Source organism: Bacillus sp. TH19, assembly GCF_016651075.1.
Taxonomy (GTDB): Bacteria; Bacillota; Bacilli; order Bacillales; family Bacillaceae_G; genus Bacillus_A; species Bacillus_A mycoides.
Genome location: NZ_JAEKEO010000001.1, coordinates 160,184 through 184,673, shown reverse-complemented (window position 1 = coordinate 184,673; position 24,490 = coordinate 160,184). Strand labels below are relative to the sequence as shown.

The 24,490-nt window shown below is 33.3% G+C and carries 24 protein-coding genes and 5 pseudogenes; 27 read left to right on the top strand and 2 right to left on the bottom strand.

Features of this window, described 5'->3' with window-relative positions; genetic code table 11:
- Positions 1 to 23 precede the first annotated feature (23 nt).
- The 15 genes and pseudogenes from JFU54_RS00960 to JFU54_RS00895 form a co-directional block, all read left to right on the top strand.
- Positions 24 to 119, top strand: a pseudogene (locus tag JFU54_RS00960) (helix-turn-helix domain-containing protein); the annotation flags it as partial.
- Positions 120 to 634: 515 nt separating this feature from the next.
- Positions 635 to 1,033, top strand: coding sequence for an IS200/IS605 family transposase (tnpA, locus tag JFU54_RS00955; RefSeq protein WP_201038201.1), 399 nt, complete (start codon positions 635 to 637; stop codon positions 1,031 to 1,033).
- Positions 1,034 to 1,044: 11 nt separating this feature from the next.
- Positions 1,045 to 2,157 (top strand): RNA-guided endonuclease TnpB family protein, encoded by a 1,113-nt coding sequence (locus tag JFU54_RS00950; RefSeq protein WP_201038200.1) that lies wholly within the window; start codon positions 1,045 to 1,047, stop codon positions 2,155 to 2,157.
- Between the two features lie 511 nt (positions 2,158 to 2,668).
- A complete protein-coding gene (locus JFU54_RS00945) occupies positions 2,669 to 3,409 on the top strand; it encodes a 2OG-Fe dioxygenase family protein (RefSeq protein WP_002065477.1) in 741 nt (246 codons plus the stop codon).
- Positions 3,406 to 4,152, top strand: a complete 747-nt coding sequence (locus tag JFU54_RS00940; RefSeq protein ID WP_201038199.1) for an SDR family NAD(P)-dependent oxidoreductase — start codon at positions 3,406 to 3,408, stop codon at positions 4,150 to 4,152. Before JFU54_RS00945 ends, JFU54_RS00940 begins: the two co-directional genes overlap by 4 nt.
- Positions 4,153 to 4,296: 144 nt before the next feature.
- Entirely contained in the window at positions 4,297 to 5,184 is an 888-nt protein-coding gene (locus tag JFU54_RS00935; RefSeq protein ID WP_002065479.1) for a DMT family transporter, read from the top strand.
- A 485-nt stretch (positions 5,185 to 5,669) separates the two neighbouring features.
- Positions 5,670 to 5,890 (top strand): annotated as a pseudogene (locus JFU54_RS00930) (IS4 family transposase); the annotation flags it as partial.
- A 596-nt stretch (positions 5,891 to 6,486) separates the two neighbouring features.
- Positions 6,487 to 6,899, top strand: a pseudogene (locus JFU54_RS00925) (DUF6018 family natural product bioysynthesis protein).
- Between the two features lie 20 nt (positions 6,900 to 6,919).
- Entirely contained in the window at positions 6,920 to 7,054 is a 135-nt protein-coding gene (locus JFU54_RS30010) for a hypothetical protein (RefSeq protein WP_277956395.1), read from the top strand.
- A 114-nt stretch (positions 7,055 to 7,168) separates the two neighbouring features.
- Positions 7,169 to 8,260, top strand: a complete 1,092-nt coding sequence (locus JFU54_RS00920) for a DUF6094 domain-containing protein (protein WP_201038198.1) — start codon at positions 7,169 to 7,171, stop codon at positions 8,258 to 8,260.
- A gap of 15 nt (positions 8,261 to 8,275) precedes the next feature.
- Entirely contained in the window at positions 8,276 to 8,503 is a 228-nt protein-coding gene (locus JFU54_RS00915; protein ID WP_078205207.1) for a hypothetical protein, read from the top strand.
- 76 nt (positions 8,504 to 8,579) lie between these two features.
- On the top strand, positions 8,580 to 11,870 hold the full coding sequence (locus JFU54_RS00910) for a DEAD/DEAH box helicase (protein ID WP_201063462.1): 3,291 nt from the start codon (positions 8,580 to 8,582) through the stop codon (positions 11,868 to 11,870).
- 16 nt (positions 11,871 to 11,886) lie between these two features.
- Entirely contained in the window at positions 11,887 to 12,603 is a 717-nt protein-coding gene (locus tag JFU54_RS00905) for a transposase (RefSeq protein WP_201039947.1), read from the top strand.
- Between the two features lie 306 nt (positions 12,604 to 12,909).
- Positions 12,910 to 13,539, top strand: coding sequence for a hypothetical protein (locus JFU54_RS00900; RefSeq protein ID WP_078205203.1), 630 nt, complete (start codon positions 12,910 to 12,912; stop codon positions 13,537 to 13,539).
- On the top strand, positions 13,539 to 14,174 hold the full coding sequence (locus tag JFU54_RS00895; protein ID WP_002069133.1) for a hypothetical protein: 636 nt from the start codon (positions 13,539 to 13,541) through the stop codon (positions 14,172 to 14,174). The genes JFU54_RS00900 and JFU54_RS00895 overlap by 1 nt, the downstream gene beginning before the upstream one ends.
- A 53-nt stretch (positions 14,175 to 14,227) precedes the next feature.
- Here JFU54_RS00895 and JFU54_RS00890 read toward each other — a convergent pair.
- Positions 14,228 to 14,842: pseudogene (locus JFU54_RS00890) on the bottom strand (hypothetical protein).
- Positions 14,826 to 15,410, bottom strand: coding sequence for a hypothetical protein (locus JFU54_RS00885; protein ID WP_201063461.1), 585 nt, complete (start codon positions 15,408 to 15,410; stop codon positions 14,826 to 14,828). The pseudogene JFU54_RS00890 and the gene JFU54_RS00885 overlap by 17 nt, the downstream one beginning before the upstream one ends.
- A gap of 125 nt (positions 15,411 to 15,535) precedes the next feature.
- Here JFU54_RS00885 and JFU54_RS00880 point away from each other — a divergent pair, with 125 nt between their 5' ends.
- From JFU54_RS00880 to JFU54_RS00825, 12 genes and pseudogenes are all read left to right on the top strand, one after another.
- Positions 15,536 to 15,919 carry a hypothetical protein gene (locus tag JFU54_RS00880; RefSeq protein WP_078205200.1) on the top strand — a complete coding sequence of 128 codons (384 nt, stop codon included), beginning with the start codon at positions 15,536 to 15,538 and terminating at the stop codon, positions 15,917 to 15,919.
- Positions 15,920 to 15,935: 16 nt separating this feature from the next.
- A complete protein-coding gene (locus JFU54_RS00875; RefSeq protein WP_078205199.1) occupies positions 15,936 to 16,574 on the top strand; it encodes a nuclease-related domain-containing protein in 639 nt (212 codons plus the stop codon).
- Positions 16,575 to 16,995: 421 nt separating this feature from the next.
- Positions 16,996 to 17,610 carry a hypothetical protein gene (locus JFU54_RS00870; RefSeq protein ID WP_242489399.1) on the top strand — a complete coding sequence of 205 codons (615 nt, stop codon included), beginning with the start codon at positions 16,996 to 16,998 and terminating at the stop codon, positions 17,608 to 17,610.
- A 1,295-nt stretch (positions 17,611 to 18,905) separates the two neighbouring features.
- Positions 18,906 to 19,493, top strand: a complete 588-nt coding sequence (locus tag JFU54_RS00865; RefSeq protein WP_242488124.1) for a VanZ family protein — start codon at positions 18,906 to 18,908, stop codon at positions 19,491 to 19,493.
- Positions 19,494 to 19,534: 41 nt separating this feature from the next.
- The gene (locus JFU54_RS00860; RefSeq protein ID WP_113709166.1) at positions 19,535 to 19,813 is read left to right on the top strand and encodes a hypothetical protein; all 279 of its coding nucleotides are present in this window, start codon (positions 19,535 to 19,537) and stop codon (positions 19,811 to 19,813) included.
- A 123-nt stretch (positions 19,814 to 19,936) separates the two neighbouring features.
- Entirely contained in the window at positions 19,937 to 20,329 is a 393-nt protein-coding gene (locus JFU54_RS00855) for a DUF1878 family protein (protein WP_201038194.1), read from the top strand.
- A gap of 693 nt (positions 20,330 to 21,022) precedes the next feature.
- Positions 21,023 to 21,493, top strand: a pseudogene (locus JFU54_RS00850) (topoisomerase C-terminal repeat-containing protein); the annotation flags it as partial.
- Between the two features lie 419 nt (positions 21,494 to 21,912).
- On the top strand, positions 21,913 to 22,554 hold the full coding sequence (locus JFU54_RS00845; protein ID WP_201063460.1) for a thermonuclease family protein: 642 nt from the start codon (positions 21,913 to 21,915) through the stop codon (positions 22,552 to 22,554).
- 65 nt (positions 22,555 to 22,619) lie between these two features.
- Positions 22,620 to 22,820 carry a hypothetical protein gene (locus JFU54_RS00840; RefSeq protein WP_078205195.1) on the top strand — a complete coding sequence of 67 codons (201 nt, stop codon included), beginning with the start codon at positions 22,620 to 22,622 and terminating at the stop codon, positions 22,818 to 22,820.
- Between the two features lie 75 nt (positions 22,821 to 22,895).
- On the top strand, positions 22,896 to 23,189 hold the full coding sequence (locus JFU54_RS00835; protein WP_201063458.1) for a hypothetical protein: 294 nt from the start codon (positions 22,896 to 22,898) through the stop codon (positions 23,187 to 23,189).
- A 33-nt stretch (positions 23,190 to 23,222) separates the two neighbouring features.
- Positions 23,223 to 23,633 carry a disulfide oxidoreductase gene (locus JFU54_RS00830; protein WP_078205194.1) on the top strand — a complete coding sequence of 137 codons (411 nt, stop codon included), beginning with the start codon at positions 23,223 to 23,225 and terminating at the stop codon, positions 23,631 to 23,633.
- 93 nt (positions 23,634 to 23,726) lie between these two features.
- Positions 23,727 to 24,020 (top strand): ArsR/SmtB family transcription factor, encoded by a 294-nt coding sequence (locus JFU54_RS00825; RefSeq protein ID WP_151304208.1) that lies wholly within the window; start codon positions 23,727 to 23,729, stop codon positions 24,018 to 24,020.
- The last annotated feature ends 470 nt before the right edge of the window (positions 24,021 to 24,490 follow it).

Sequence of the window (24,490 nt, the reverse complement as noted above, 5' to 3'; positions counted from 1 at the left end):
TATAAAAAGGTGAGGTGCACCCTATGTTAGTAAGTAAAGCATATAAATTTCATATCTATCTAAATAAGAATCAAGAAATATTAATTGCTAAAACCATTGGTTGCAATCGCTTTGTATTCAAAACATGAAATTAATTAGCTAAATTCTTCTCTAAATAAAAGACCACTGATTTTTTAAGGGTGACAACACTGCATACAACTGAATATTAAATTAGCAAAACATTGTTGGAAAAAAAGATAAAAAGAGAAGGCACTCAAAATAAGGATACACTGTTTTGCTAATAGATTAGCGCTGAACTAGGATGACGGTGGTCATGCATAGCGTCCCATCCCATATAGCAGTGGTGGTTCTTTATATTTTATAATTAAGAAATAACGATATGAATATTTGCATTTGATTTAATACTTAGTTTTTTAAATAATAAAAATATAGAGATGAAAAATTATGCTAATACAAGGTAATATTTTACCTTTTTAACGAATTCCTCGAAAGAATTCTCCTTCCTCAAGCGCATGAAGGGCGTAGCCCAGCGGTAGGTGGGAGATGAATTTCGGTTTGGCGTAGCCAAAAGGATTTGCTTTTTATTTTGCCTCTGATATAATCAGTCTTATAAAGTTCGAAGGTTGGTATATAAATGAAATTAGACAGCAATAACCATTCAGTATTCTTGTTGTATTACCATCTTGTGTTGGTCGTAAAATTCAGAAGAAATGTGTTTGATGATGATATGTCAAACTATGCAAAAGACATGTTTGTCAGGTTATCCGAGAATTACAACATAACACTGGTAGAGTGGAATCATGATGTAGACCATGTTCATATTTTGTTCAAGGCACATCCGAATACAGAAATGACAAAATTTATTAATGCTTATAAAAGTGCAAGTTCTCGACTAATCAAGAGAGACTTTCCACAAGTGAAAACGAAACTTTGGAAAGAGATGTTTTGGTCAAGAAGTTTTTGCTTACTAACTACTGGTGGTTCGCCAATAGATGTAGTAAAGAAATATATTGAAAACCAAGGTGAAAAGTGAGGTGAAATGATATGACAAAGCATAATAAAGCATATAAATTCCGTTTGTATCCAACAGAAGAACAAGCATATCTTATGCGTAAAACCTTCGGTTGTGTACGTTTCGTGTATAACAGAATGTTAGCTGAACGGAAAGAAGCGTACGAAAAATACAAAGATGATAAGGAACAACTAAAGAAACAAAAGCTTCCAACTCCTGCGAAATATAAAGCAGAATTTGAGTGGTTAAAAGAAGTTGATTCATTAGCTTTGGCAAATGCTCAACTAAACTTGCAAACTGCCTATAAGAATTTCTTTAGTGGTCAAAATGACTTCCCAACATTCAAAAGTAAAAAAGACAGAAAGTCTTATACAACGAATGTAGTAAACGGAAATATTATGTTGCTTACTGGTCATATCAAATTGCCAAAACTGAAAATGGTACGTATCAAACAGCATAGAGAGATACCACAAGATTATATGATCAAGTCATGTACGATTTCTATGACACCTACTGGTAAATACTATGTGTCCATCTTGACTGAATACGAAAAAGAGATTGTACAAAAAGAAGTAGAAACAGTTGTTGGATTAGACTTTGCGATGGATGGATTATACGTTAGTTCTGAGGATGAGAAAGCCAATTATCCTAAGTTCTATCGTGAAATGTTAGACCGATTAGCAAAGGCACAACGAGTATTATCAAGAAGAACCAAAGGTTCTATTCGTCGGAATAAACAATGTATCCGTGTAGCTAAGTTACATGAAAAAGTAGCGAACCAACGTAAGAACTTCCTTCATCATAAGTCTAAAGAGTTAGCTACTCATTTTGATGTTGTGGCTATTGAAGACCTAAACATGAAAGGAATGTCACGAGCACTTCATTTTGGAAAAAGTGTTGCTGATAATGGGTGGGGTATGTTCACTTCTTTCTTAGCTTATAAACTAAACGAACAAGGAAAACAACTTGTGAAAATAGACAAATGGTTTCCTTCCACAAAAGCATGTAGTAGTTGTGGAAATGTAAAAAATATGACATTGTCTGAACGAGTATATTCTTGCATATGCGGTGTAAATCTCGATAGAGATTATAACGCAGCTATCAATATCAAAAATGAAGCAATACGCCTATTAGCGTTAGCATAAATAGCAATAAAATAACCTTTGGAACAAGGGGGTTAGCTCGGCTGTCTTAGGACGAATTCGTTAGCTATCAAAAGTAACGACTAACCGAGAAGCCCCCACTTCAAACAGTCCGTTAGGACGTTAAGTGGCGGGTAGTTCACAATATCAATTCTCGTCTTTATATGCGTATTTTTATACAGAAGGATTAATAGATGTTATTTGCAAAAATTCATTTGAATGATACATCTTACATTTTGGAGGAGACAAGAAAAAATGGGGAATAAAGAGAAAAAGCCTAGCGATTCAGAATAAAAAACTAATTAAAATAAAATTTCATACAATTCGAAAAAAATTGCAAAAATTCTCTAATATGGTTTATACTGTAATAGGAGTTATTAATAACCAAATAGTTAATGTTGTGTATTAATTTAACAAGTTATATTTAAGGTTATTAAACATATTACTCCTCAACCCATGCTTCATTCTGAATATACAGTGGGAAAAATATAATTTGAAAGTTTGAGGTGCTCTTATGCTAACAACAGTTTCTAATAAGACAAGCAGTTTTGACGTAGAACAAAATGTACATGAATTCGAATCAAATGGATACATTCAAATCTCTAATGATATTTTTTTACAAGATCAAGAAGATCAGGCATTACTAACGAAAGCACAGTTAGACTACTACAGCTTACAAAACGACGCATATGGCGAATGTCGCGCTAGAGCCTATTCAAGATATATAAAATACGCTGGTTCTTCAGATTATGTTCTAGATACAGACAATGGATATTTCCAATCTGAAGAATATAATTATGACGATGGTGGGAAAATTAGAAATTTCAACAGTATAACAGATGAATTTTTACATAATTCATTAATTGAGAAAATTGTTCGCTTTGATAGTGAATTTGCATTTAATACAAACATACTTGATACAAGTAAGGATATAATTATAGGTTTACATCAAGTAAGATATAAGGCAACGAGAGAAAACCCTTCTTTTAGCTCTCCAATTTGGCTACATAAGGATGATGAGCCGATTGTCTTTTTACATCTCATGAATTTAAGTAATACAGCTCTTGGCGGAGACAATCTAATTGCAAACAGCCCTAGGGAAATTAACAAGTTTATAAGTTTGGAGGATCCCCTAGAAACTTTAGTATTTGGACAAAAGGTATTCCACGCTGTAACACCACTAGGAACAGAGTGTAATACAGAAGCCGTACGTGACATTTTATTAGTAACGTTTTCTTATAAGGAGCCAAAATGATAAAAAATAAAACTATTATGATTTCAGGCGCCAACAGTGGTATAGGAAATGCTTGTATTGAATATTTTTTAGAAAAATCATTCAATGTAATAGCTCTTGATATTAATACAAATAAATTAGTAGACTATACAAAAACACATACGTCTTTTAAGTTAGTACAAATAGATTTAAGTAACAGCAATGAGATTAATAATCTTTTTATACAATTGGATACAGATACCCTTTGTCCCGACATACTTATAAACGCCGCTGGTATCAGGGAAATAACACCTGTATTAGAACTTTCTGATGATCTATTTAAAAAAGTAATAGATGTTAATTTAGTAGCACCCTTTATTCTTTCAAGGGAAGCTGCTAAGCGTTGGTACAAGTTTAAAACAAAAGGTTGCATAGTAAATATAGCATCTGTTTCAGGATTAATGGCTGAACCTGAAAGAGCGGCTTATGTTGCATCAAAACATGCTCTAATTGGACTTACTAAACAGATGGCTATGGAGTTTGGTAAGCAAAACATACGAGTGAACAGTATTTCTCCGGGTGTCATTAGGACAGAGCTTACAGAAGAATATTTTAGTGATGAACGTTTGGTATCCCTTATAAAAAGCAATCAATCCTTAGATACGTGGGGAATACCGCAGGATATTGTTTCGTGTATTGAATATTTAATTTCTGATCAGGCTCGCTTTGTTACAGGTTCCAACTTTGTCATAGATGGTGGTTGGACAGCTGGGAAGAATTTATAATTAAGTGTTTTTTGTAGATAAATTAAAAGCACCTGCCCTTTATAGAAGGACGGTGCTTTTCTTACTAAAAATTAGATATTTAACGGGGGGATTAAATTGATTCAACAAAATTCTATTGAGAGAAAATCATTACCGGCTTTGAAGATGATAATATCAATGGTTATTTTCGGTTCAGTCGGCTTTTTTTCCGTACAAACAAATTTACCTTCATTTGAGTTGGTATTTGTACGATGCATTTTTGCTACAATATTTTTAAGTCTATGCTGGCTAATTACTGGACAGTACAAACATGATAAATGGGAACGAAAAGAAGTTATTCAAGTCTTGATATGTGGATTTTTCCTTGTATTTAATTGGGTATTTTTATTTAAAGCGTTTGAAAATATGTCAGTCACAGTTGCAATATCAGTCTATCACCTTGCTCCAATAATTGTACTTATCATTGGAAGTATTGTTTTTAAAGAAAAATTAACAGTATTATCTGTTATCTCTATCATTATCTGCTTTGTAGGAGCGTTATTAATCGCTGGTATAAACAAAAACTTCTCTTTCGACTCGTTAATGTCTTCTGGCATGGTTTGGGGACTTCTCGCAGCTCTGTTTTATGCATTTACAACTTTATTTGGGAAAGGTATTAAGAACATGAGTGCTTATGCAATGACCTTTTTGCAAACATTTTTAGGGATTTTTCTTCTAATACCCTTTATAGATTTTGATGCATTCCATGGACTGACTCAAAGTAATTGGACGTATATTATAGCAACCGGCCTTATCCATACAGGATTGGTATACTACTTATTCTTTGATAGCTTACGTGATTTATCAACAAAATTAATCTCGATATTAGTTTTTTTAGATCCAGCTGTAGCAATTTTATTGGACACGGTGCTTACAGGATTCCGACCAACTTTAATGCAAGTATCAGGGATTACTCTAATTTTTGTTGGTATGGCTCTAACTTTCAAAAAATCTAAAAATAAGACCCAAAAATTTAAAAAACAAACTATAGAAGACGACGCTCGTGTATTGTAAAACAATCAAATCATAAAAAAACACTTGCGACATAATTGGGGTAGCAGGACATGCCCATCAATCTAGTGAAAAGAAACACCCCCAAAACAGTAAAAATTTTCTTTTTCTACAGGTGATTTCTTTGGAAATTCATCTTATTTTTTCTTAAGTTTATGAAGTATCTAACTATTTAGATATCCAATTAGGTATATTCTATTTATTTTAATTTTTACTGTGATAATATAAAGAGTGGGAATGATTAATGAAGAAACAGTCTCAATATATGTATCATTTAATTATTAGCATACTATCACTTTTAGCTATACTATTTTTGTTTTTTGGAAACTATAAAAGTACTATTTTCAAGTACTCATTTATCTTTATATGTTTAATTAATATGATAATAAATTTCTTTTCTTATTATAAAAAAAGAAATAATTAGTTCTCCATAAAATTAAAAATACGCTATTCTTTCTTTAAATCATAGGAAAGGATGGCGTTTTTGTATGTCTATTTCTGTATCTGATGAATTACTACTATTTGCTCAAGAAATTCAAAGGTTCTTATCCCAAAATATCTTACGAGATCTTGCTAGAGATGTTGGTTTTGTGCAGCGAACCAGTCAGTACCAAGCAAAAGATTTAGTCGCTTTGCTTTATGTGTATGGATGAGCCAAAATGTCGCTACTACTTCTTTAATTCAGTTATCTAGCTGTTTAGAAGCATCGTGTTGATTTTGTCGCACCTCTTCTTGTAGGTGCGCGTATTGAAATTTGTTATAATAATTCATGATGATTTGACTGGTCATGTCCGGCCTCTTTTAGGCGTAGGGATTGGAATAAAGGTAGCCAGAACAATCCTAACCTTATCGGTCGTCGCATTTCTAGTAGATGCGTGGGTTAAGACTGGTAAGATACTTGATAGTAATTTATTATGAGTTTACGCATTACCCGAAATTCAACTCTCACTTACCTTTGGATTTTCGTCCTTCACAAGCTTGAGGAAGAAGGATTCTTTTAGGTAATGCGTTAAATTTAATTAAAACTTCTTGAAATGCATAACGATATTATATAATATATAGGTATATTGTTAGTTTATTTGATTCCGTTTATTCCCACACCTTTTTGTGTTGTGGTTGAGTTGTAGAAGCAAGTTGCGTCTTGTTTCAATTGTGAAAGGGCTTCTTTGAGCCGATTAGTGTATATATAGCTTATTTTGCTATGCACATTTTTAATCGACTTGAAGAAGCCCTTTTTGTGTTGTTTTCAAGTTTGCAGGCGGGGTTATGAACCATAATAAATTACAAAATAGAGGAGATAGTAAAATGAAAAAAGATTGTAGACACTTACGACTAGTATCAACAGTAGAGGAACATAAAGCACGAATAGAAAAAAATCAGAAGTCATATGCTGCATCAGCAATGTTAACTGAACCTAAATCGAGAATTAATCAATTATGAGGTTGTTTAGAGGCAGAAATTATATTACCTGATGGTAAAATGCAATATTTTAAACCAAACTCTATTCATGAAAAAGAAGCTATACAAGAAATTGCATTATTTATTGAGGGCATCCAGGAAGTAAAAGAAGGCTATGTAATCTTATGGCGCTTTGTCGGTCAACAAAGTTTTTACAATGGCACAAAGATTGTAGCTGAACCAAAGTTTCGTAAAGTCATGCGTAAAGTAAAAGATTTCTTTTTTATGATGATGACAGTGTTTATGAAACAGAAAAGTAAAAGGAATAGGGGATAAAATGATGGAAAAAGATATTTGGCGCGTGTTAAATGACCCAAAGGAGAAGGAAGCGAAAGAACCATCCGATGAACAAGATGATATTTTTGCTAGTTTGGATGAGATTCCGGAGATTACAGATGAACAACTACCATTTTAAAAGATATATGAAACAAGTCGAGGTAGTGTATAGAGGGTAAAAGGAAGAACTAAGTGATGTATATACTTGGATCTTCCTTTTTTTATTGCAAAATAGAACTTGGAGGGAAAGATTATGCGTATAGGAAATGATTTAGCGGCGGGATTTTATCCAACACCACTAACAGAAGGGAAACACTTAATACAACTATTACAAATGGAACCAGGGCGAGCTTATGCTTGCTTTGATCCATGTTGTGGAGAAGGAACAATTTTACGAAGTTTTGCAGACGAGGTGAAGCAAGTTGGCATACAACTTGATACATATGTTGTAGAAATAGATGCAAATCGATATGGCAAAGCAAAAGAGCAATTAGATGTAGTGGTACGCTCGGGCTTTGAAAGTATGAAGATTAGTCATGACTATTTTCCGCTTATTTTTTTAAATCCTCCTTATAATACGGAGCTTCGTACAGAAAATGCAAAACCAGAGAAAATGGAGTTCAACTTCTTAAAGCGTGCACACCATTATTTACAAGATGGTGGGATTATGGTGTATGTCATTCCTTACGACAGATTTGCTAGAGACGACATTAGTTATTTCTTAGCAAAAAATTATGAGGAAATAGGCTTAATGCGTTTTGGTGATGAAAATAAGGAGTTCGATGCATTTAAACAGTGTGTCTTCGTTGGACGTAAGCGTGCTGCTACGAAAAATGACACGTACTTCAACGATCGGTTCGCTAATTTCTGTGAAAACATGTCTGACCTTACTTTCGTCAAAAAACATGTGAATACATTAGCAGAAATGGTAAATCGTAAGGATTGGGCTATACCTGCATTGCGTCATCAAAACAAACTAATTTTTACATCAAGAGTGGATTATAAAAGTGCTTATGAAGGTGTGGGGAAATCGGAAGGTATCTCGACATTTAAGAAGCGTTTAAATAGAGGGAATGGTTACTCACTTCAAAATGAGAAAACAGATGCTGAAAGAGCAAAGATGCCAATTGCTTCCGGACAATTAGGACTATTGCTGATAACAGGCGTGGCAGACGGTTTGCTTGGTGAAGGAAATACGCTCCATGCTGTTCGTGGATCTGAAAATATGTTTTTTGAAACTTCATTTGAGCAACTGGAAAAAACAACGAAAGAAGTTGTATTACAAAAACGCCGTGCGAAATTTATCATTGCAACACCAACTGGTGAAGTCAAAGAACTTGTCTAGGAAAGGAAGAAGGCTATGTCTGTACTATTAGGAATAGGAGCATTATATATTGCTTGGGAGTTTAGTAATCGTGTGCTCCGAATCGCTATTGTTCTAACGGTAGTTTGCCTTTGTGCATCTCAGATCAGTACAGGTACGCATTTGGGAGTGTTAGAACATTTTTCACTATTCCAAGGTGTAGACGATATTCTACATGCGGCTGAGCATTCATTAACAGAGTGGAAACAGTTTATAGATTTTTAAACAATAAATTAAATGAGTAGGACATGAAACGTATCGATTATGATGGGTTTTTTATTTTTAGGAGGGAACGAATATTATGATAAACGAAATAATTCAACAACATACATTTGACCAGGAACAAACACCAGCGATGTTGCAATTGGAGACGGCTACTGCTTCACATACTGCTTTTTGCTTTGCTATGGCAGTAAATCGTCATCATCAAATCCAATTTGCAGTATTAGGTGCGAATGAGAGTACATTAAAGTCATTCCGTGCTGCAATATCAATGGGTACACGTCGTTTGTATTTTGGAGAGGGACAAAAAGAAGAATTACATTATACGTTAGGAAAAAAAATGAATGTAATTTCGACAGGACAATTTGAGTTTATTAATACACAAACAGCAAATAGAAAAAAGGCAATTATTGCGTTTTCTAAGGAAATAGAAGAAAAGTATATTGTTGCAATTGATGAAGCACCAGAAATGCAAGTAAGAGATTTCTTAATGGCTCACCCGTATGGTCTACCAATCTTAGAAGAATGGGCGAAGCCGATTTATGAAGAGATGCTAACAAGAAATTTGTTACAACCATTAGAAGTGTATTTCGATAAGAATGAGTTTTCTTCTCTAACGATTGCACAAGTCGTATTAAAAGCAGAGGATTGTAAAGAGTTTTTATCAGAAATGATCCGGTCTGGGAAATGTCAATTCCCGCAAGAGGGTACAGGTGAAAAAATCAATGAAGTAAATGATTTAAATGAATACCTATTGGAATATTCGCCTGTCATGCTTGATAAGGTAACAAAATTGGATGAGCCATTACATCAACCGATGTCAGACCAAGCATTATCCCATTTTGATACGTATGAAAGACCATTATTCCCTGTACAAGCACATGTAGCAACAGGTGCAGCAAAAGCATTACAAGTACAAAAAGGAATTATTATACAGGGTGAAATGTCCGTGGGGAAAAGTGCAATCATGACAGCTGCAGTAGATGGCTATTTTCATTTAAAAGGACAAAAAGGGTATCGTACCTGCGTATTTGTTTCACCAACTCTTACGGAGAAGTGGGCAAAAGAAGAAATACGACACTTATTACCAGACGCAGAGATACATCTTATTAAACGCACAGAGGATCTGATTCGAATTCATCAATCTTGGATTCAGGCTGGAAGACCAAAACCACAAAAACCAACCTTCTTTGTCGTTAGTTTTACTACAATGCGAGGAGATTCTATTAAACAGATGCCATTACCTTATAAGCAGACCGCTTTTTCTAAAAAAACGGAAGAAGAGGTGCAAAGATATTATAAGAAGGGCTATTACTGTCCAGATTGTGGTGCTAGGTTACGTAAAAAAGTGTCTTCTATTATGGTTCAACAAGCCAATGGTGAACAGAACGAAGTCTGTCAGTATAAAGAATTTACAGCAAGTGACTTAGATTCTAAAACAAATAAAAATAGTGTATGTGCCGATTGTAATTCAAATATTTGGAGTCCGAAGGTAAAAATAGAATATGCAAGTTTTAAAGATTGGACGAAATATGAGAAAAAATTAGTGCAGGCAATTAAAGAGGGAAATAAACCTTTACAGAAACAACTAGAGTTAGAAAATCGCAACAAACCTTATAGTGCAAAACACTCAGGAAGAGCGTATCGAAAAGTAGCTACAGTTGAGTATATTCGTAGGAAAATGAAGCATTTCTTTGATGCTCTTATCGCTGACGAAATACATGAGCTGAAAAGCGAAACTGCACAAGGAACTGCTCTAGGAAGTTTAGTTAAAGTTTGTAAAAAATTCGTAGGTGGAACAGGAACTCTTTTTGGAGGTAAGGCGAGCGATGTATTTTATACGTTATGGCGCTTGTATCCTTCCAAGATGGTGAAGAGTGGGTTTGAATATAGCTCTTTAATGGATTGGAATGAGACTTACGGAAACATCGAGAGAACGTACTACCATGATGGTGAGGTTGTATCTAATGTAGCTTCACGTGGTGCACAAAGAATGCTAGATAAAACTAAAGTAGTACCTGGTATTTCACCATATGTGTTTACCCAATTTTTAATGGATACAACAATAAATGTACGTTTAAAAGATGTATGGCCAAATCCAGTTGAGCTAATCAATATACCTACGATTCTTGTTGATATGTCTGAAGAGCAAAAACAAGCCTATGAGCATATGAAAGAGTCATTTGAAAAATCAATTGAGGCAGCGAAAGGTACACCAGATGTCGGCAAATTGTGGCTTTCTTATATTCGTACAGGAAATGCATACCCAGATAACATGAATCGTTATCCTAAGTATTACTTAGATGGGAATGAAAAAAATGTTGTTTGGTCTAATGCAGAATATAGATTCGATGAGGATTGTATGCAGCCGAAGGAGAAGAAATTGCAAGAAATATTGCATACTGAAATCTCTGAAGGTCGTCCAACTATCATTTATGTATCTGATACAGGATCTACAGTGAAAGAACGAGACATTCAGCCTCGTTTGCAGAAGGTTGCAGAGCAAGTACCTGGTGCGAAAGTAGCCATTCTCCGTACCAATACAGTTACTCCGCCAAAACGTAGTGAATGGCTAAAAGAGCAAGTGAAAAACGGTGTGAATGTAATCATTTGTTCGCAAGAACTTGTGAAGGTGGGCCTCGATTTATTGGCAACACCGACCCTGATTTTTTATCAATTATCATTCAGCTTATTCACATTAAATCAGGCAGCAAGAAGACATTGGCGTATTGGTCAAACCAATCAATGTAGAACATTCTACCTTGGATATCGAGAGACTTTCCAAGCGCAAATGGCACAGTTGATAGCTCAGAAGAATAAAGCTTCTGAAGCAATGAATGGTGATGCGACAAGTGATGGTTTAAATGCAATGCTCGGTGATACAGGGGATTTACAGACTTTATTAATTCAAAATATTAAGAGTGGGAACCAATTAAAAGGCTCAACAGAAGAATGGACAAAAGCGGCATCAGAAGAATCGAAACGAGTTCTTGCAAATATCGGTAATGTGATTACACCTGTGTTTGAATCGATTGAAATTCAATTTACGAACTGGGTGGAAAAATTACCAGGAACAATGGATGTTGCATTTATGAAAGATGCCCAATTTGTACAAAAGGCTGTTGAATTTATTCAACAAGGGAAAGTACCTGGTGTTCAAGTGAAGAAACGTGAACTTGAAATAGATGGGGAAGTAGAAGGTATCATTCGTACATTAACAACGCTGAATACAGATAAGCGTATGCTGGTTCAAAAACAAGATATTGCATTCTGGGATGAAGTGATTGTTGAAGTGGATACTGCTAAAAAGAAAGGGAAACGAAAAAGCAAAGTAATCGAGGGACAGTTTGAGTTCGATTTATTTGCATAACCGAGAGGAGAAAATCATGTTTACAACGATTTTTATCGCTTTATTTTGTTATATGTTTTTTGTAGTTCGCAAAGTCAGAAAAAACATGCTAATAGAAGAAGCAAAGAAAAAAGAAATAGAACAGGCACCGGTGGAACGTCCCGTTTATTGGTGCCCGCGAGAAAACAGACCAATTGGTAGAGAACAAGAGCGTGTTACTGCTTCTACGAAGGAAATCACCTTAGAAAAAGATGTAGCAAGTATATATGATTTAGTTGCTTCGTCGGTTCAAATGAATTTAGGTGAAGAAGAAAAAACGTTAAAACAGGACAAGGAAGTTGCAAAAGAAGAGGAGTATGCTGAAGATTTTCACCATACTCCTGCTTCTGAAGCAGTATACGATATCCTTTTTCCTGGCGATGAGGATATACCAGAGGAATTATTAGAATATGAGGAGACATTTCTGGAACTAGAACAGTTGCCGATCCCACTAGAAACAGAGCATATCGTTCCTATTCAACAAGGAGTATCAGGGGTAGATGATATGAATTTGGTAAAGTGGACTGTAAAAGTAATAGGACGAGAACAAGGACTGACACGTGTGATGAATATGTCTAATAGGAAGCGCTATTGGATACATACAGAGGGAGAGATATTACCAGAAAATAAACTAATGTATATAGAATTAGAGGTTGATTCACCTTATTCCTATACATTAGTCGGGTGGAGTGATAGACAACTAGGGAGTATATAAATCTATTTCCTAGTTGGTATTTTCTTAGTTATATAGCATTAAACACACTAGGTTCTCACTCATTTGTACAAGGACAAAATTTTTTTGTTTTTGTACAAATGAGTGGGACAGAACGATTCACCATATAAGGATATTCGACTATAATGAGAAATTGTACGTCATTGTAATATTAAAATATTCTAAGGTTAAAGTGATTATTAATCTTAAAATATGCGATTTGAGAACTCGTTGTAATATTACAATGCTTCATATACATGAGATTGTATTTAAGATTATTATATTAAAATTACTGGAGGCTGATGAAATATGATAATAGATCATATGAGCAACAATGTAGTGGAAAAATTAGAACAGACGGTGCGCTACGAAAAGAAACAAGTAAAGGTATTGCGTGTAAGTAAAAGTAGTTCAAATATACACGCTTACATGATTTTCCCGGAATTCTCAGAGGTTAAAATTTCAAATACCGAACTAGATGAGTATATAGAAAACCTATCAATAAGCGTGAAATATGTCATTGATCGCAAGTTGAGTCAACAAGAAATTGAAAAACAAAATCATTCTTTCATTATGAAGTGTGCAGTTGAGGAAGATGGTGTGATAGATGATGAAACTCTTCATTTTAATACGACTTATGTCAAACCACCAACGATTGCAAATAAAGTATTTAAGTTAGTGTGTGGATTAGGAAATCGTTTAGATAGCTTAAAAGAGTTATATATTACAGTATTAAATAATAATATTAATCGAATTGAAATTGAATTTTATAATGAAAATGAAACATACATGGCAGTAGAGAAGGAAGAAATCGCGAATGCAATTATGGGAGCATATACAAAAGCAAATATCTATTACTCAGCAGATCTCTATTATGTTGCAGAAGGAAATCAAATCAAATTAAAGAGCGTTAAACCAAAATTAGCGGGTGATGTGTGATGAAACAAGAAAAAGGGATGATAGGAGTCTTATGTACGCTTGTTTTGATGGTTTTACTTCTTATCCCCTTACAAGCAGCTCATGCATCTGTAAAAGTGGACTTTAATGAATTAAAAGGGAATGATGTTTCGTCATCCTTTAAAGAGGGATTAAACAATCGAACCAAAACACCAGAGAAGGATGATTCATTCGGTTCATCATTAATACAAAAAATTGAGGGTATGTATGCACCTGCCTTTAAAGTAGGGGTAAATATCTTTTCTATCTCTTTCGTATTAGGCGTTATTGTCATGGTTATGGCATTAATTACGAAGAATGGTCAATGGATGAAGTGGGCGACAGGGAGTATGATCTTTTCATTCGTTAGTATGATGGCGATGAGACTAAGTGTGTACTTCTTATTCAGTTCCGATGTAGTTTCGTTTATGAACATCTTTACGGATTTTTTAGACCTGTTTAAATCAACAGCACTTATTTTTACACCATTTATGTTAATTGCAGGTATTCGTTTACGAAAAATTCATGAGAGTACGAAACAACCTGAGTATTATCGTTGGTCCAATCGTGTCATAACGGGATCGTGTTTACTTTGTATGTTAGCCGTACTCGCTCCATGGCTATTTGCGAATATGTAAAGAAACACATATAAGAGGAATGAAAAAGGTACTGAATCTATATTCAGTACCTTTTATCTACCCATATGATTTCTTCGTTCGTATTCTTCAAATACCTCCGGTGATATAGGGGATAATATGCCACTTAGATATACAGCTGTATATAAAAAGTATTGTTCATCTTTTGTTTGAGCTGTAAGAGTGCCGTGTTCCTCGTTATTGGGAATAATTCGTTCAATTTTCAGTTGTTTTTTGTCGTAAATAATTGCCTTGATTTTATAGACGTTATGTATTGGTAATCTTTCGATATACAGACAACTACGCTCTAACAGGTAGAAAATGAGTGCCATTTGTAGAATGAACACAATTTGTAGTAGAGCTGGTATGCCTGCAAAACAGACAAGGAAAATAGAAACTAAAATAATATTTAACTTCGAAAACCATTTCTCGTATTGCTTCATAGAAAGAATACTTTTTTTCGTTTGAAAGACTTAGAATCTCGTTATGAGGAACAGGATGGTAAAGATTCCTTCATAAATAAGCCAAGTATGCCATTCCGACTTAGAAAGCTCTAGTACTAAGTATATGATGCCGGTAAAGATGAGGATTGGCACCAGATGTACCAGGCTAAATAATATCGTATGTTCTAACATTCTTTTCTTGTAGATGTGATTAGTAATTGAATCCAAGTTTCTTAACTCCTTCTGCAATTTTCATGATGACACCACCAATAAGTAGATGGTATTCGCCTATTCCTTTTTCGTTTACATACCAGCACATATAGTGCCTAATACCTTCTTTTGCTCCATGATCATGTAAAGGGAAAGGAGATGCGTATTTTTTAGATGACATATTATTATCACCGAAAGGAACCTGTCCTGCAAGAGCAAAACGTTTCTTTGCATCATTTACAATCCAACAACCATAATCTGCTGCTCCATACCATAATGCTTCTTTATGAATCGGAGCAATAGAAGGTTGTGCTGGATAATTTTCAGCTAGTATTTGTGCTTTTTCTTCACGAAGTTGTTGATGAATATGTGAATTCAATGGATCTTCCGTTCCGATTTCATAGGTTTCCTCAAAATTCCCACACTCATAAGGGATAAGGGGGTTATTTGAATCAGCTGCTAATTGTAGACTGCAAGAATCCGATTTTGAAAGATAGTATACACAGTCTTTGCAGGTGAAAAGGTTTGAAAAAGCTGAATCTGTTTCTTGTTCTGTTACGGTATTATCTACTACAAGTTTTAACATGTCTATCACAATCCTTTTTAGGCTATTTCTGAAATTAATATAGATGTATCATATCATGCTTATTTTAAAATGTAAATATTTTCCATTTTAAAATGTGCTAATTTATTTTGAAAGGACTGTTTGTTTTGAAAAGAAATCGAGAATATATCGCTTTACGAAATTCCATTTTGATAGGTTGGTTACTCACACTTATCGTTATGGGCCTATCTGTCTATTTTTCTTCCATTGTATATTTATTAATCGGATGTTTCATTTTGTCGCTTAAATATGGATTAATGGGCACCATAAAGAATGTGGAAAAACGTTTACCAACCTGGGCTAACTTTGGTGTCATTGAAAAGCCAGTGAATCGAAGGGTGACAAGACCCTTTCAATTTCGGGGTGGGCTTATTGTTTCATTAGCATTGGGATTTGTAGAAATGGTGATAAAAGGCCTATGTATCTCATATTTTATTTTAGGATTAGAAACTCATGTGTATCGTTTAATGCGCAGAAACGCAAGAGTGTGAAAGGGAGGCTTATATTATGAAAGTATTAATATTTGAATTAGTTCTCATTGCGATTCTGATTCCGTTTAATATCATGGTAAAAAAACATGTACCAAAATGGAAAGGAAAAGCCGGAGAAAAAATGGTGACACGCATCTTAAGCAAATTAAATCCCGAAAGTTATTATGTGTTACATGATGTGACAGTTAATACGGAGTATAGTGATACAACGCAAATTGACCATATTGTTATCGCGGAAACAGGTGTATTTGTCATAGAGACGAAGAACTACGAGGGCTGGATCTATGGGAATGAGAAAGCAGCAAGATGGACAAAAGGTATCTTTAGAAAGAAACAATCTTTTCAAAATCCATTACGACAAAATTATAAACATATGAAAGCAATTGAATGGGTGATGGAGCAACAGCTGCCTTGTATCTCTATTGCTACATTTCATCCAAAATGCAGTCTAAAAAGGGTAAATGTTCATGCTAAAGATAAACATGTTCTGTATTATAACGATCTACAAAAATGTATTGAATCATATAATGACGTGCAACTAACAAATGACGAGGTCCTGCATATCTATCAAACAGTATTGCGAGCGAACATTACGGATAAAGATATTGAAAAGAAGCATGTAAAGTATTTACAGAATAAGTTGGCCAAACAATAAGAAATGGAGAAAGGAACAATGTTATATGTAATAGGATTTTTAGTAATATCTGTAGTAGCTATTCGTCTTAACATGAAGTATTACAAGCTTAGAGGGAATCCGAGGGATTTTGTAATAAAAAAAAAAGAGTAGAAGGTTTCTGATAAAATGTTTTAAAGTCCATTTCAATTGAAATGGACTTTAGTATTCGCATAAGGGGATACCACCACATCGCTATCAAGCTAAGAAATGTAAATACCCTCAAAACGAGAAAATTTACATTTTATTGTATTGGGAAGTTTTTCGACAAAATAACATCAAAAACCTCTCGATATTTGATTGTCCCCAAAATAATCGGTTTTGGGATACTAATTTAAAATGATTCAAAAGGTCTATGTATTTATGAAGTACTGCAAAATGTTATCTCGAACTTTTTGACACATTGTTTTTCATAGAAATCACACCACTACAAATAAGTGGCAAGGATCAAAAAAAGATTTTTGATTTTTTAAACGATGAATACAAAGATTTTATGACAAGATTGAAGTATGATACAAATGATGAAACCTTTATTCATCCTGATCAGTATATTCCATACTATGAAGGTGCAAGTGTTTACGCTCATGAAAGCGGTGGCCTCTTAGAGTGTATGCAGTTATCGTATTTAGGAGCAATCTTAAAAAGTAAAACTGAAGGATATGCTCCTGGACACCCAGGATTTTTATTATTAGACTCAATTAGTAAGTATGTAGGTACACTAAAAAAGAACGAACAGAAAAGCAAAGAGCCTGATGGAAATTCAGATCTTCAACAAGTTCAGAAACCTGTGGAAGGTCTAACTGAAATCGAAGAAAAAAACTTGATAAATGACCCAGAAGTATACGAAGAATTTTATAAAATCTTGATTGAGTTAAGTGCTAATCATCAAATTATCCTCGTAGAAAATAAACCGCCTGAAAAGTGTAACAAATATATAAAATATGTATTTCTAAAGGGTAAAAAGGGTTTTATTAATGAAGAAAAAAATGAGTTTAAAGAAAATGATGAACCACAATGAACATAAACAGGTTAAGTAAATGATGTGTAAAAACATACCTTTCAATTATTATTTATGAGGTGTCACTATAACATTTTAAGATTTTATAAAAGTCGTAACATTATTTTAAATCCACGTCAGATTTCATTTCATTTTTGAGTAGGACAATATAAAAATGTTGCTATCCCAGAAAGCAAAAAGAACTTGTAGGAATCCCTACAAGTTCTTTTTAGTTTCAGGTGAATATACGGGACAAACAAACTATCTTACAGATTCATCATAGAAACTACAGGGGTAATGCTTTGACAAGTATATTATATAACAAATATTAACATCCACAGACTTTGATTTTGAAAATTATGTGAATTATTAAAATTTTAAGGTGTATTTTGTTTCCGAAGAAAAATCCATTTGTTTATTTCATACAAAATACTTTAACCAAATATCGATATCATAATAAATTATTAAAAATTTAAGTATAGGTAAATAGAGAAGAATATAGTGTTCTTACAGAAAAACATATAATTATATTTAGGATTAATTAACTATAAGAAAATGAATTTTATGTTATAACTAACTATAATTCTTGAATATATGTAAATGGGGTATTCTTATCTTTTTTATTTATGTGATGAAGAAATTAGGTATAGGAGAATTAAATAAACGTTTGTTTAAAATGTTTTAGTTATGAAGATGAGTTCCGTGTTTAATTGTCCGATTAGTTAATTTCCTCATTTATTATATAAATTTTATATAGCAAAGAAAAAAGAAGCCGCTATGGATGCTTCCTCTAAAAATTTATCGCTACAGGTTCTTCTTAAGGTTTTTTCTTCATGAGAAGTAATTACCTTTTAAACTTTTTCTAATATTCAAAACCACTATTTGTAATCCAATCCATATTTTATTGATACCAATATAGTTACAGGTATGCTAAAATTCATTTGAAACATTGCTTTTGGGAATACAATTGCTATCATAATCGCAATTTATTTTCTACAAACTGATTGGGTTTTAACCCAAATTGCGGTTTTATTCCGCCGTCCTTAACAAATTGTTAAGGACCTTTTTTTATTTGTCCTTTAGTTGCGAAAAAATAAAATTTTCATAATCGGGGTTGTTAAAAATCTTAGCTTGATGGGCATGGGGTCCCGCCACATCGCCATCAACCTAGAGAATCAAAATCTCCCAATAATGAAATTTCTATTCATTATTGACTACTGATAATGAGACGTTATGTTAACCTTACATGAATACGATATACATTTTACTTTTATATCTTTAAATATGCTAAAATGGAATAAAAAGGATGGGAAAATATGACACAGTTATGGAGATCTTTTGGATATGCAATTCCCCTGTTTTTAATTGCAACCATTATTGTATGTGGAATTGCAATTGTATTAGTAAAAAAGAAGGGGAATGAAACAGTTGTACATAAAAACACAATCATTATGAACATAATTTTCCCTCTCTCGATAATTGCCATTTTACTGATTACTGTTACACCAAGACATATAGGGATGGAACAAATTAGAGTAGTAAACTTAATCCCTTTTATTGGTATGTATAAGTTAATGACCAATTATGTCGATATTATGGTTCCTATCAAAAATATATTGTTTAACATAATCCTATTTATGCCATTTGGCTTCACCTTATTATGGAAAAATCACACAAAACTTTCTATTTATCAAGTGACAATGATAGGCTTTATATTTTCTCTGTTAATTGAATTTATCCAATATGTCTTTCCGTCAGGACGTTCATCAGATATAGACGATGTAATATTGAACACCGTTGGAACATTATTGGGATGTTTATTCTGGAACCTGATTTATACACTATTTCCAAAGTTTTTAAAAACATCGAACAAGAATACTAATATACAAAATAACTTCCGATAACGGATTTTATGTAAACATACCTCAATGATAAAGGAGTTGGTATGTTGTTTAGAAAGTTTATAAGAAGATATGTCTGTTTAGTTTGTGGCTATAATTGTTTACCAGGACCATTCTATATTAGAGAAGGAATCCCAAACGTAAGTTTAATATGTGCCTGTTGCGCTTTTCAACCAGGATATGATGATGAAGAACTCGGGTGGACTATTGAAGCATATCGTGAGAATTGGCTTCAAGAAGGAGCTATATGGTTTGATCCAAAAAAGAGGCCAAAGTATTGGGATTTAAAGCAACAGCTAGCTAACATTAATATAAAAGATTAACTACCGATAAGTGGGGTTATGTTAACTGAACATGTATATGTTGTACATTATGAATCTTCATATTTTGAGATAAACATAGATGTGATAGGATGGTTAATATAGGGAAATGTGGAGGGAAAGAATATGGATTTAGTTAAAGAAGTTACCTTATTAAAATATCAATTTGAACTTATGAAACGTATGATTCAATCAGATGAATATCCTTTTTTCATGTTTGTTATAGATCATGAATTTGAGGAAGAACAAGTAAACGCCTTGTTAAAAGTCTTATTTACGTTTAATGATCGATTAACTGATGGAAAAGTGTCGATTTTTGCTCAAAGTGATCATTTATTTTCTCAGTTTAATCTTCCTTTAGATGTATTATATAGCTCAGAAGAGCCTGATTTAAATGAGTTTAAACGATATATTACTAAGATTTTTTACCAGGAGTTTAAATTAGAATATCTGTTACTAAGTCTGAAAAAACAACATATTTTTGTAAATGTTTGTGATTATCTTTTAGAACAATTATAAATTTTACTAACAGGTATTATGTAAAAAAAGTTAGCATGGATCTAGCTTTTTCTTTTTTGTTTATGGATGTTCAAACTTTTTTATTTACAGTGTTTTGAATGTATACTTTCCTTGTTAATTTAGAGGGTATCAGGGGAATTGGGATGAAGTCAATGTTTAAGAGGAAATGAATGTAAACTAATATTTAAAAGTTTACTTTCATGAAAAAAGTGAAAAATAAGTTAAACTCCCAAGTTTCATATTAATCTTGGGAGTTTAACTTATTTTTGAATAAATCGAGGTTTACTAAAAAATATAGCAAGTACAAAAAATAAACTTGCAAATAAAATTGCTAATGATGTTTTATTTAGCAAAGGTAATATTATTACTGAGAGAGCTGATAAAATAAAGAAAAATTTCATCAAGTGTATCAACCTCCTAAAGTATTTTAATTATTTCATTAAAAATCAGTAATGTAAATATTCGAATGTAAATTATTATCTATTAGTTTACTTTCGTAGTAATAGAGGCATTATCCAATACAGCAACCAACATTGTTAATCAGCATCAACAATCAATACTTACTATCGTTCATTTACTTTTACATCAATCATGTGGGACGACTACACCTAGGTATGAGCATACAACATAGTTATCCTATACTTCTAAGCCATCTACACAAGTATGTAAGCATCGTCACTCTCCCACTAATAAAACGGATGTAATTTTATGTTTCCAGCTAAAATTAAAGGTAAGAAATTATCGGATAGTCAGATTAAGAAGCTATTAAATAGTAATGTAACAGACTTCATTAATGGTTTTAGTGGGGAAAAAGGAGAATTCACAGCTGCCATTCGATTAAAGCCAGACTTTAGTATTTGTTTTGAATTTCCAACTGCAGAGGATCGTACGGTAGGTAAATGTCCATTATGCCAGGGGAGAGTTATTATAGGGAAAACAAACTATCTATGCGAACAATACAAAAAGGGTTGTGATTTCATCGTTTCAGGTATGATACTTGAAAAAAGAATTACAGCAAGCCAGATTAAGAAGTTATTAGAAAAGAATATGACAGATACAATCCAAGGATATAAATCGAAAAAAACGGGGAAATCGTTTGGTGCAAAATTAACATATGACTCTGCACAGAAGAGAATAACCTTTGTATATGAGAAGAAGAAATAATATTATAAAATCCTAAATTTCATATATAAAATTAATAAGAATTATGATATGATGAAAGTAACAAAATACTTCTAAATCTACCTGCAAAAGGACACACCTACGCATACATATGCCATAGGTGTGTCCTTTTTTCGTTGTCTATAAATCCCTAAAAAAGGGAGAGGGGGAAGATATATTGCTTACGAGTGAAATACCATCTACAGATGTATCTTTTGAGAATGTGGAGAGTCATAAGCGTAATAAGGGGAATGAAATATCAGTATGTCCCAAATGTAAAAAGCAATCATTCAGGGCTACGTTTAACGAACATCCAAAGTGGGTTCGTTTTTGCTTGTGTTGTGATTATAAAGAAGTTAATCCAGCATATAGTCCATTTGTATATTAAGTAGAGTGATACTAATACGAAAGGATACTACGGTATGAAACCATGGATTAAGATTGCTTGTATAACATCATTAGTCTTTCAAATTACAGCATGTAGCAGTTCAACACAAACAAATGATTCAAAACCTGCCCAAACGGCCCAGGAAGCAATCCAGCAGAATGTAGAAGGAAAGAGTAATGTTGATATTCCGGAAGCATACAGGGACAAATTAAAAGGATTAGAAACGGGTAAAGGAAAAGTAATACATGTAAAAGACGGAGATACAGTAGATGTAAAAGTAAACGGGAAGAAGCAGACGGTAAGGTTACTATTATTAGACACCCCTGAATCTGTTTCTCGAAAGATTCCGCCACAAAAGATGGGTAAAGAAGCATCTTCTTTTCTAAAGAAACAAATAAAAGGAAAAGATGTAACCCTGGTATATGATCATGGACAAAAAGAAGACAAGTATGGCAGAAAATTAGCGTACATATTTTGCGAGGGAATACATGTAAATGAATTAATGGTCAAATTAGGATACGGGACTGTAGCTTATATTACTAAACCGAACACTACACTGCTTCCACAAATGTTAGATGCAGAAAAGAAAGCAAAATCAACTAAAAGTGGAGTGTGGAGTATCAAAGGCTTTGTGGATGAAAAGAAACATCATTATAACCGAAATGATGCCGCTTAACGCATATCACTCAAGCATAGTAAGAATACTAATGCTTTGAGATTAAAATAAGGAGGTTTTTAAGTGTGAAAGAGAATAAAAGAAACATGATCTTATCGTTTGTTATTTCGATTGTCTTTATATTTTCGAGCATGATGCCTTTCAGTAATAACGAATACATCTATGTTATTTCAAAAATTGGAGCTGCAGCTGGTGTAATAAACATTGTGATGATGAGTGTTTTTTTGTATGTTCAAAGCAAAAAAATGAGATATTCATTGAATTAAACTGTAAGAGAGAAAGTTTTCCTTACTCACATTAAAAAGAGAGTAGTAAGGAAAACCGTGAAGGAGATGGAATAGATGAGTCAGGTAGCGGGATTCTTGAAATTCGTTTTAGCGAAAGAAAAACGATACGTATATTTGGCTGTATCAGAAAAGAGAAACAAACGTGTAAACACGCACGTTTTTTATAAATTTGGTCAAATGGAAAAAGCATTGGAAAGTATGTACGAAATGCGGGATGATTTCGAGAATAAGTTCCCGATAGAACTAAAAGAAAAAGGATATGACTGGGAAGATATCAACGATTGGATACTTTCCATTGAGACAGGATTCTCAAAGCATGGAAATAAACTAATCACATACGGACGCTAAGTAGAGCAGAACATTAAATGAGGTGAATGAAGAATGGCGTTAATTCGAAAGTATCATATTGCAATTGCTTGGACGATAGCTACTAGTGCAATGTTAATTAGTTTGTTTTTCAGTGAATGGATGAAGCTGCCGCCATGTGATTTGTGCTGGTACCAAAGAATGGCCATGTATCCATTAGTATTAATATTGGGTATAGGCATGTATAGAAAAGATCCATACGTAAGTACATATGCATTTCCATTTGCATGTATTGGCTTATTAATAGCCGTTTATCAAATAACGATTCAGGCTTTTCCTGTTAGTGAGATGAAGATTTGTTCAGTAGGAGTTTCTTGTACAGAAGATTACTTAAATTTATTCGGTTTCATCTCGATACCTATGCTATCATTTGTTGGATTTTTAGCTATTATAGTATTTTTATATATAAAACCAGATAGTAAGTAGTAGTCAAACAGAACGATAAGTATGAACTCTACAAATTTAGATACAAACAAATTTATTCAAAATAAAATAAAAAATATTAAGGAGATAACAAAAATGACAACAATGCAACTAAATAAAGAAATGAACAAAATTCCAGAGGCAGATGTAGAATTACTTAAGATCATGGCTCACCCAGTTAGACTACAAATTGTAAAAGAGTTAGAACATCGTAAGATTTGCAATGTAACACAGTTAACGGAGCTATTAAATATACCTCAATCTACCGTATCTCAGCATCTATCTAAAATGCGCGGGAAAATTCTTCGTGCAGAAAGAAAAGGATTGGAGATGTACTACCATGTTGCGAATGCTAAAGCATGCCAGATTGTCGGAGTATTAGGTCTGTAATTCTAACTCAAAATAGAGTGATAGAAAGAGTATTGTTAAATATAGCTGCAACAGCTGATGTACTGCAGAATGATAAATTCACAAGCTTAGAGTGTAGTCCTTCTAATAATGGAGGAGCTGACTGTGGTGAAAAATTGATATAAGAGAGTTAATAAAAAAGAGTGCAGAACATGTCTGCATTCTTTTTTATTGTGCCCTAGATACAATAGATAAAGTATTTTGTTGTGTACGACTATGAATAGGGGGTACCGTGTTTTGCTATGCAAAAACGATACTTTCGACTTTTCAAGCAAGGGAAATATCGAGTTTATTGATGTGTATAGTGAAGATTAAAGTTTAGAATATTCTGTGTCAACATTATCAATTTACTATAGTTTACAATTATGTAAAAATAGAACTGATTATAATTTTCCGTAAATATTAGATTAAAAGCTATCAAAGGGGTAATGTGAGCATTTATAGCCTGCTTA

Bases quoted from the DNA above. Each gene is read 5' to 3' on its own strand.
- tnpA (WP_201038201.1), top strand. From the start codon at position 635: ATGAAATTAGACAGCAATAACCATTCAGTATTCTTGTTGTATTACCAT.
- JFU54_RS00950 (WP_201038200.1), top strand. From the start codon at position 1,045: ATGACAAAGCATAATAAAGCATATAAATTCCGTTTGTATCCAACAGAA.
- JFU54_RS00945 (WP_002065477.1), top strand. From the start codon at position 2,669: ATGCTAACAACAGTTTCTAATAAGACAAGCAGTTTTGACGTAGAACAA.
- JFU54_RS00940 (WP_201038199.1), top strand. From the start codon at position 3,406: ATGATAAAAAATAAAACTATTATGATTTCAGGCGCCAACAGTGGTATA.
- JFU54_RS00935 (WP_002065479.1), top strand. From the start codon at position 4,297: ATGATAATATCAATGGTTATTTTCGGTTCAGTCGGCTTTTTTTCCGTA.
- JFU54_RS30010 (WP_277956395.1), top strand. From the start codon at position 6,920: ATGGAAAAAGATATTTGGCGCGTGTTAAATGACCCAAAGGAGAAGGAA.
- JFU54_RS00920 (WP_201038198.1), top strand. From the start codon at position 7,169: ATGCGTATAGGAAATGATTTAGCGGCGGGATTTTATCCAACACCACTA.
- JFU54_RS00915 (WP_078205207.1), top strand. From the start codon at position 8,276: ATGTCTGTACTATTAGGAATAGGAGCATTATATATTGCTTGGGAGTTT.
- JFU54_RS00910 (WP_201063462.1), top strand. From the start codon at position 8,580: ATGATAAACGAAATAATTCAACAACATACATTTGACCAGGAACAAACA.
- JFU54_RS00905 (WP_201039947.1), top strand. From the start codon at position 11,887: ATGTTTACAACGATTTTTATCGCTTTATTTTGTTATATGTTTTTTGTA.
- JFU54_RS00900 (WP_078205203.1), top strand. From the start codon at position 12,910: ATGATAATAGATCATATGAGCAACAATGTAGTGGAAAAATTAGAACAG.
- JFU54_RS00895 (WP_002069133.1), top strand. From the start codon at position 13,539: ATGAAACAAGAAAAAGGGATGATAGGAGTCTTATGTACGCTTGTTTTG.
- JFU54_RS00885 (WP_201063461.1), bottom strand. From the start codon at position 15,410: ATGTTAAAACTTGTAGTAGATAATACCGTAACAGAACAAGAAACAGAT.
- JFU54_RS00875 (WP_078205199.1), top strand. From the start codon at position 15,936: ATGAAAGTATTAATATTTGAATTAGTTCTCATTGCGATTCTGATTCCG.
- JFU54_RS00865 (WP_242488124.1), top strand. From the start codon at position 18,906: ATGACACAGTTATGGAGATCTTTTGGATATGCAATTCCCCTGTTTTTA.
- JFU54_RS00860 (WP_113709166.1), top strand. From the start codon at position 19,535: ATGTTGTTTAGAAAGTTTATAAGAAGATATGTCTGTTTAGTTTGTGGC.
- JFU54_RS00855 (WP_201038194.1), top strand. From the start codon at position 19,937: ATGGATTTAGTTAAAGAAGTTACCTTATTAAAATATCAATTTGAACTT.
- JFU54_RS00845 (WP_201063460.1), top strand. From the start codon at position 21,913: ATGAAACCATGGATTAAGATTGCTTGTATAACATCATTAGTCTTTCAA.
- JFU54_RS00835 (WP_201063458.1), top strand. From the start codon at position 22,896: ATGAGTCAGGTAGCGGGATTCTTGAAATTCGTTTTAGCGAAAGAAAAA.
- JFU54_RS00830 (WP_078205194.1), top strand. From the start codon at position 23,223: ATGGCGTTAATTCGAAAGTATCATATTGCAATTGCTTGGACGATAGCT.
- JFU54_RS00825 (WP_151304208.1), top strand. From the start codon at position 23,727: ATGACAACAATGCAACTAAATAAAGAAATGAACAAAATTCCAGAGGCA.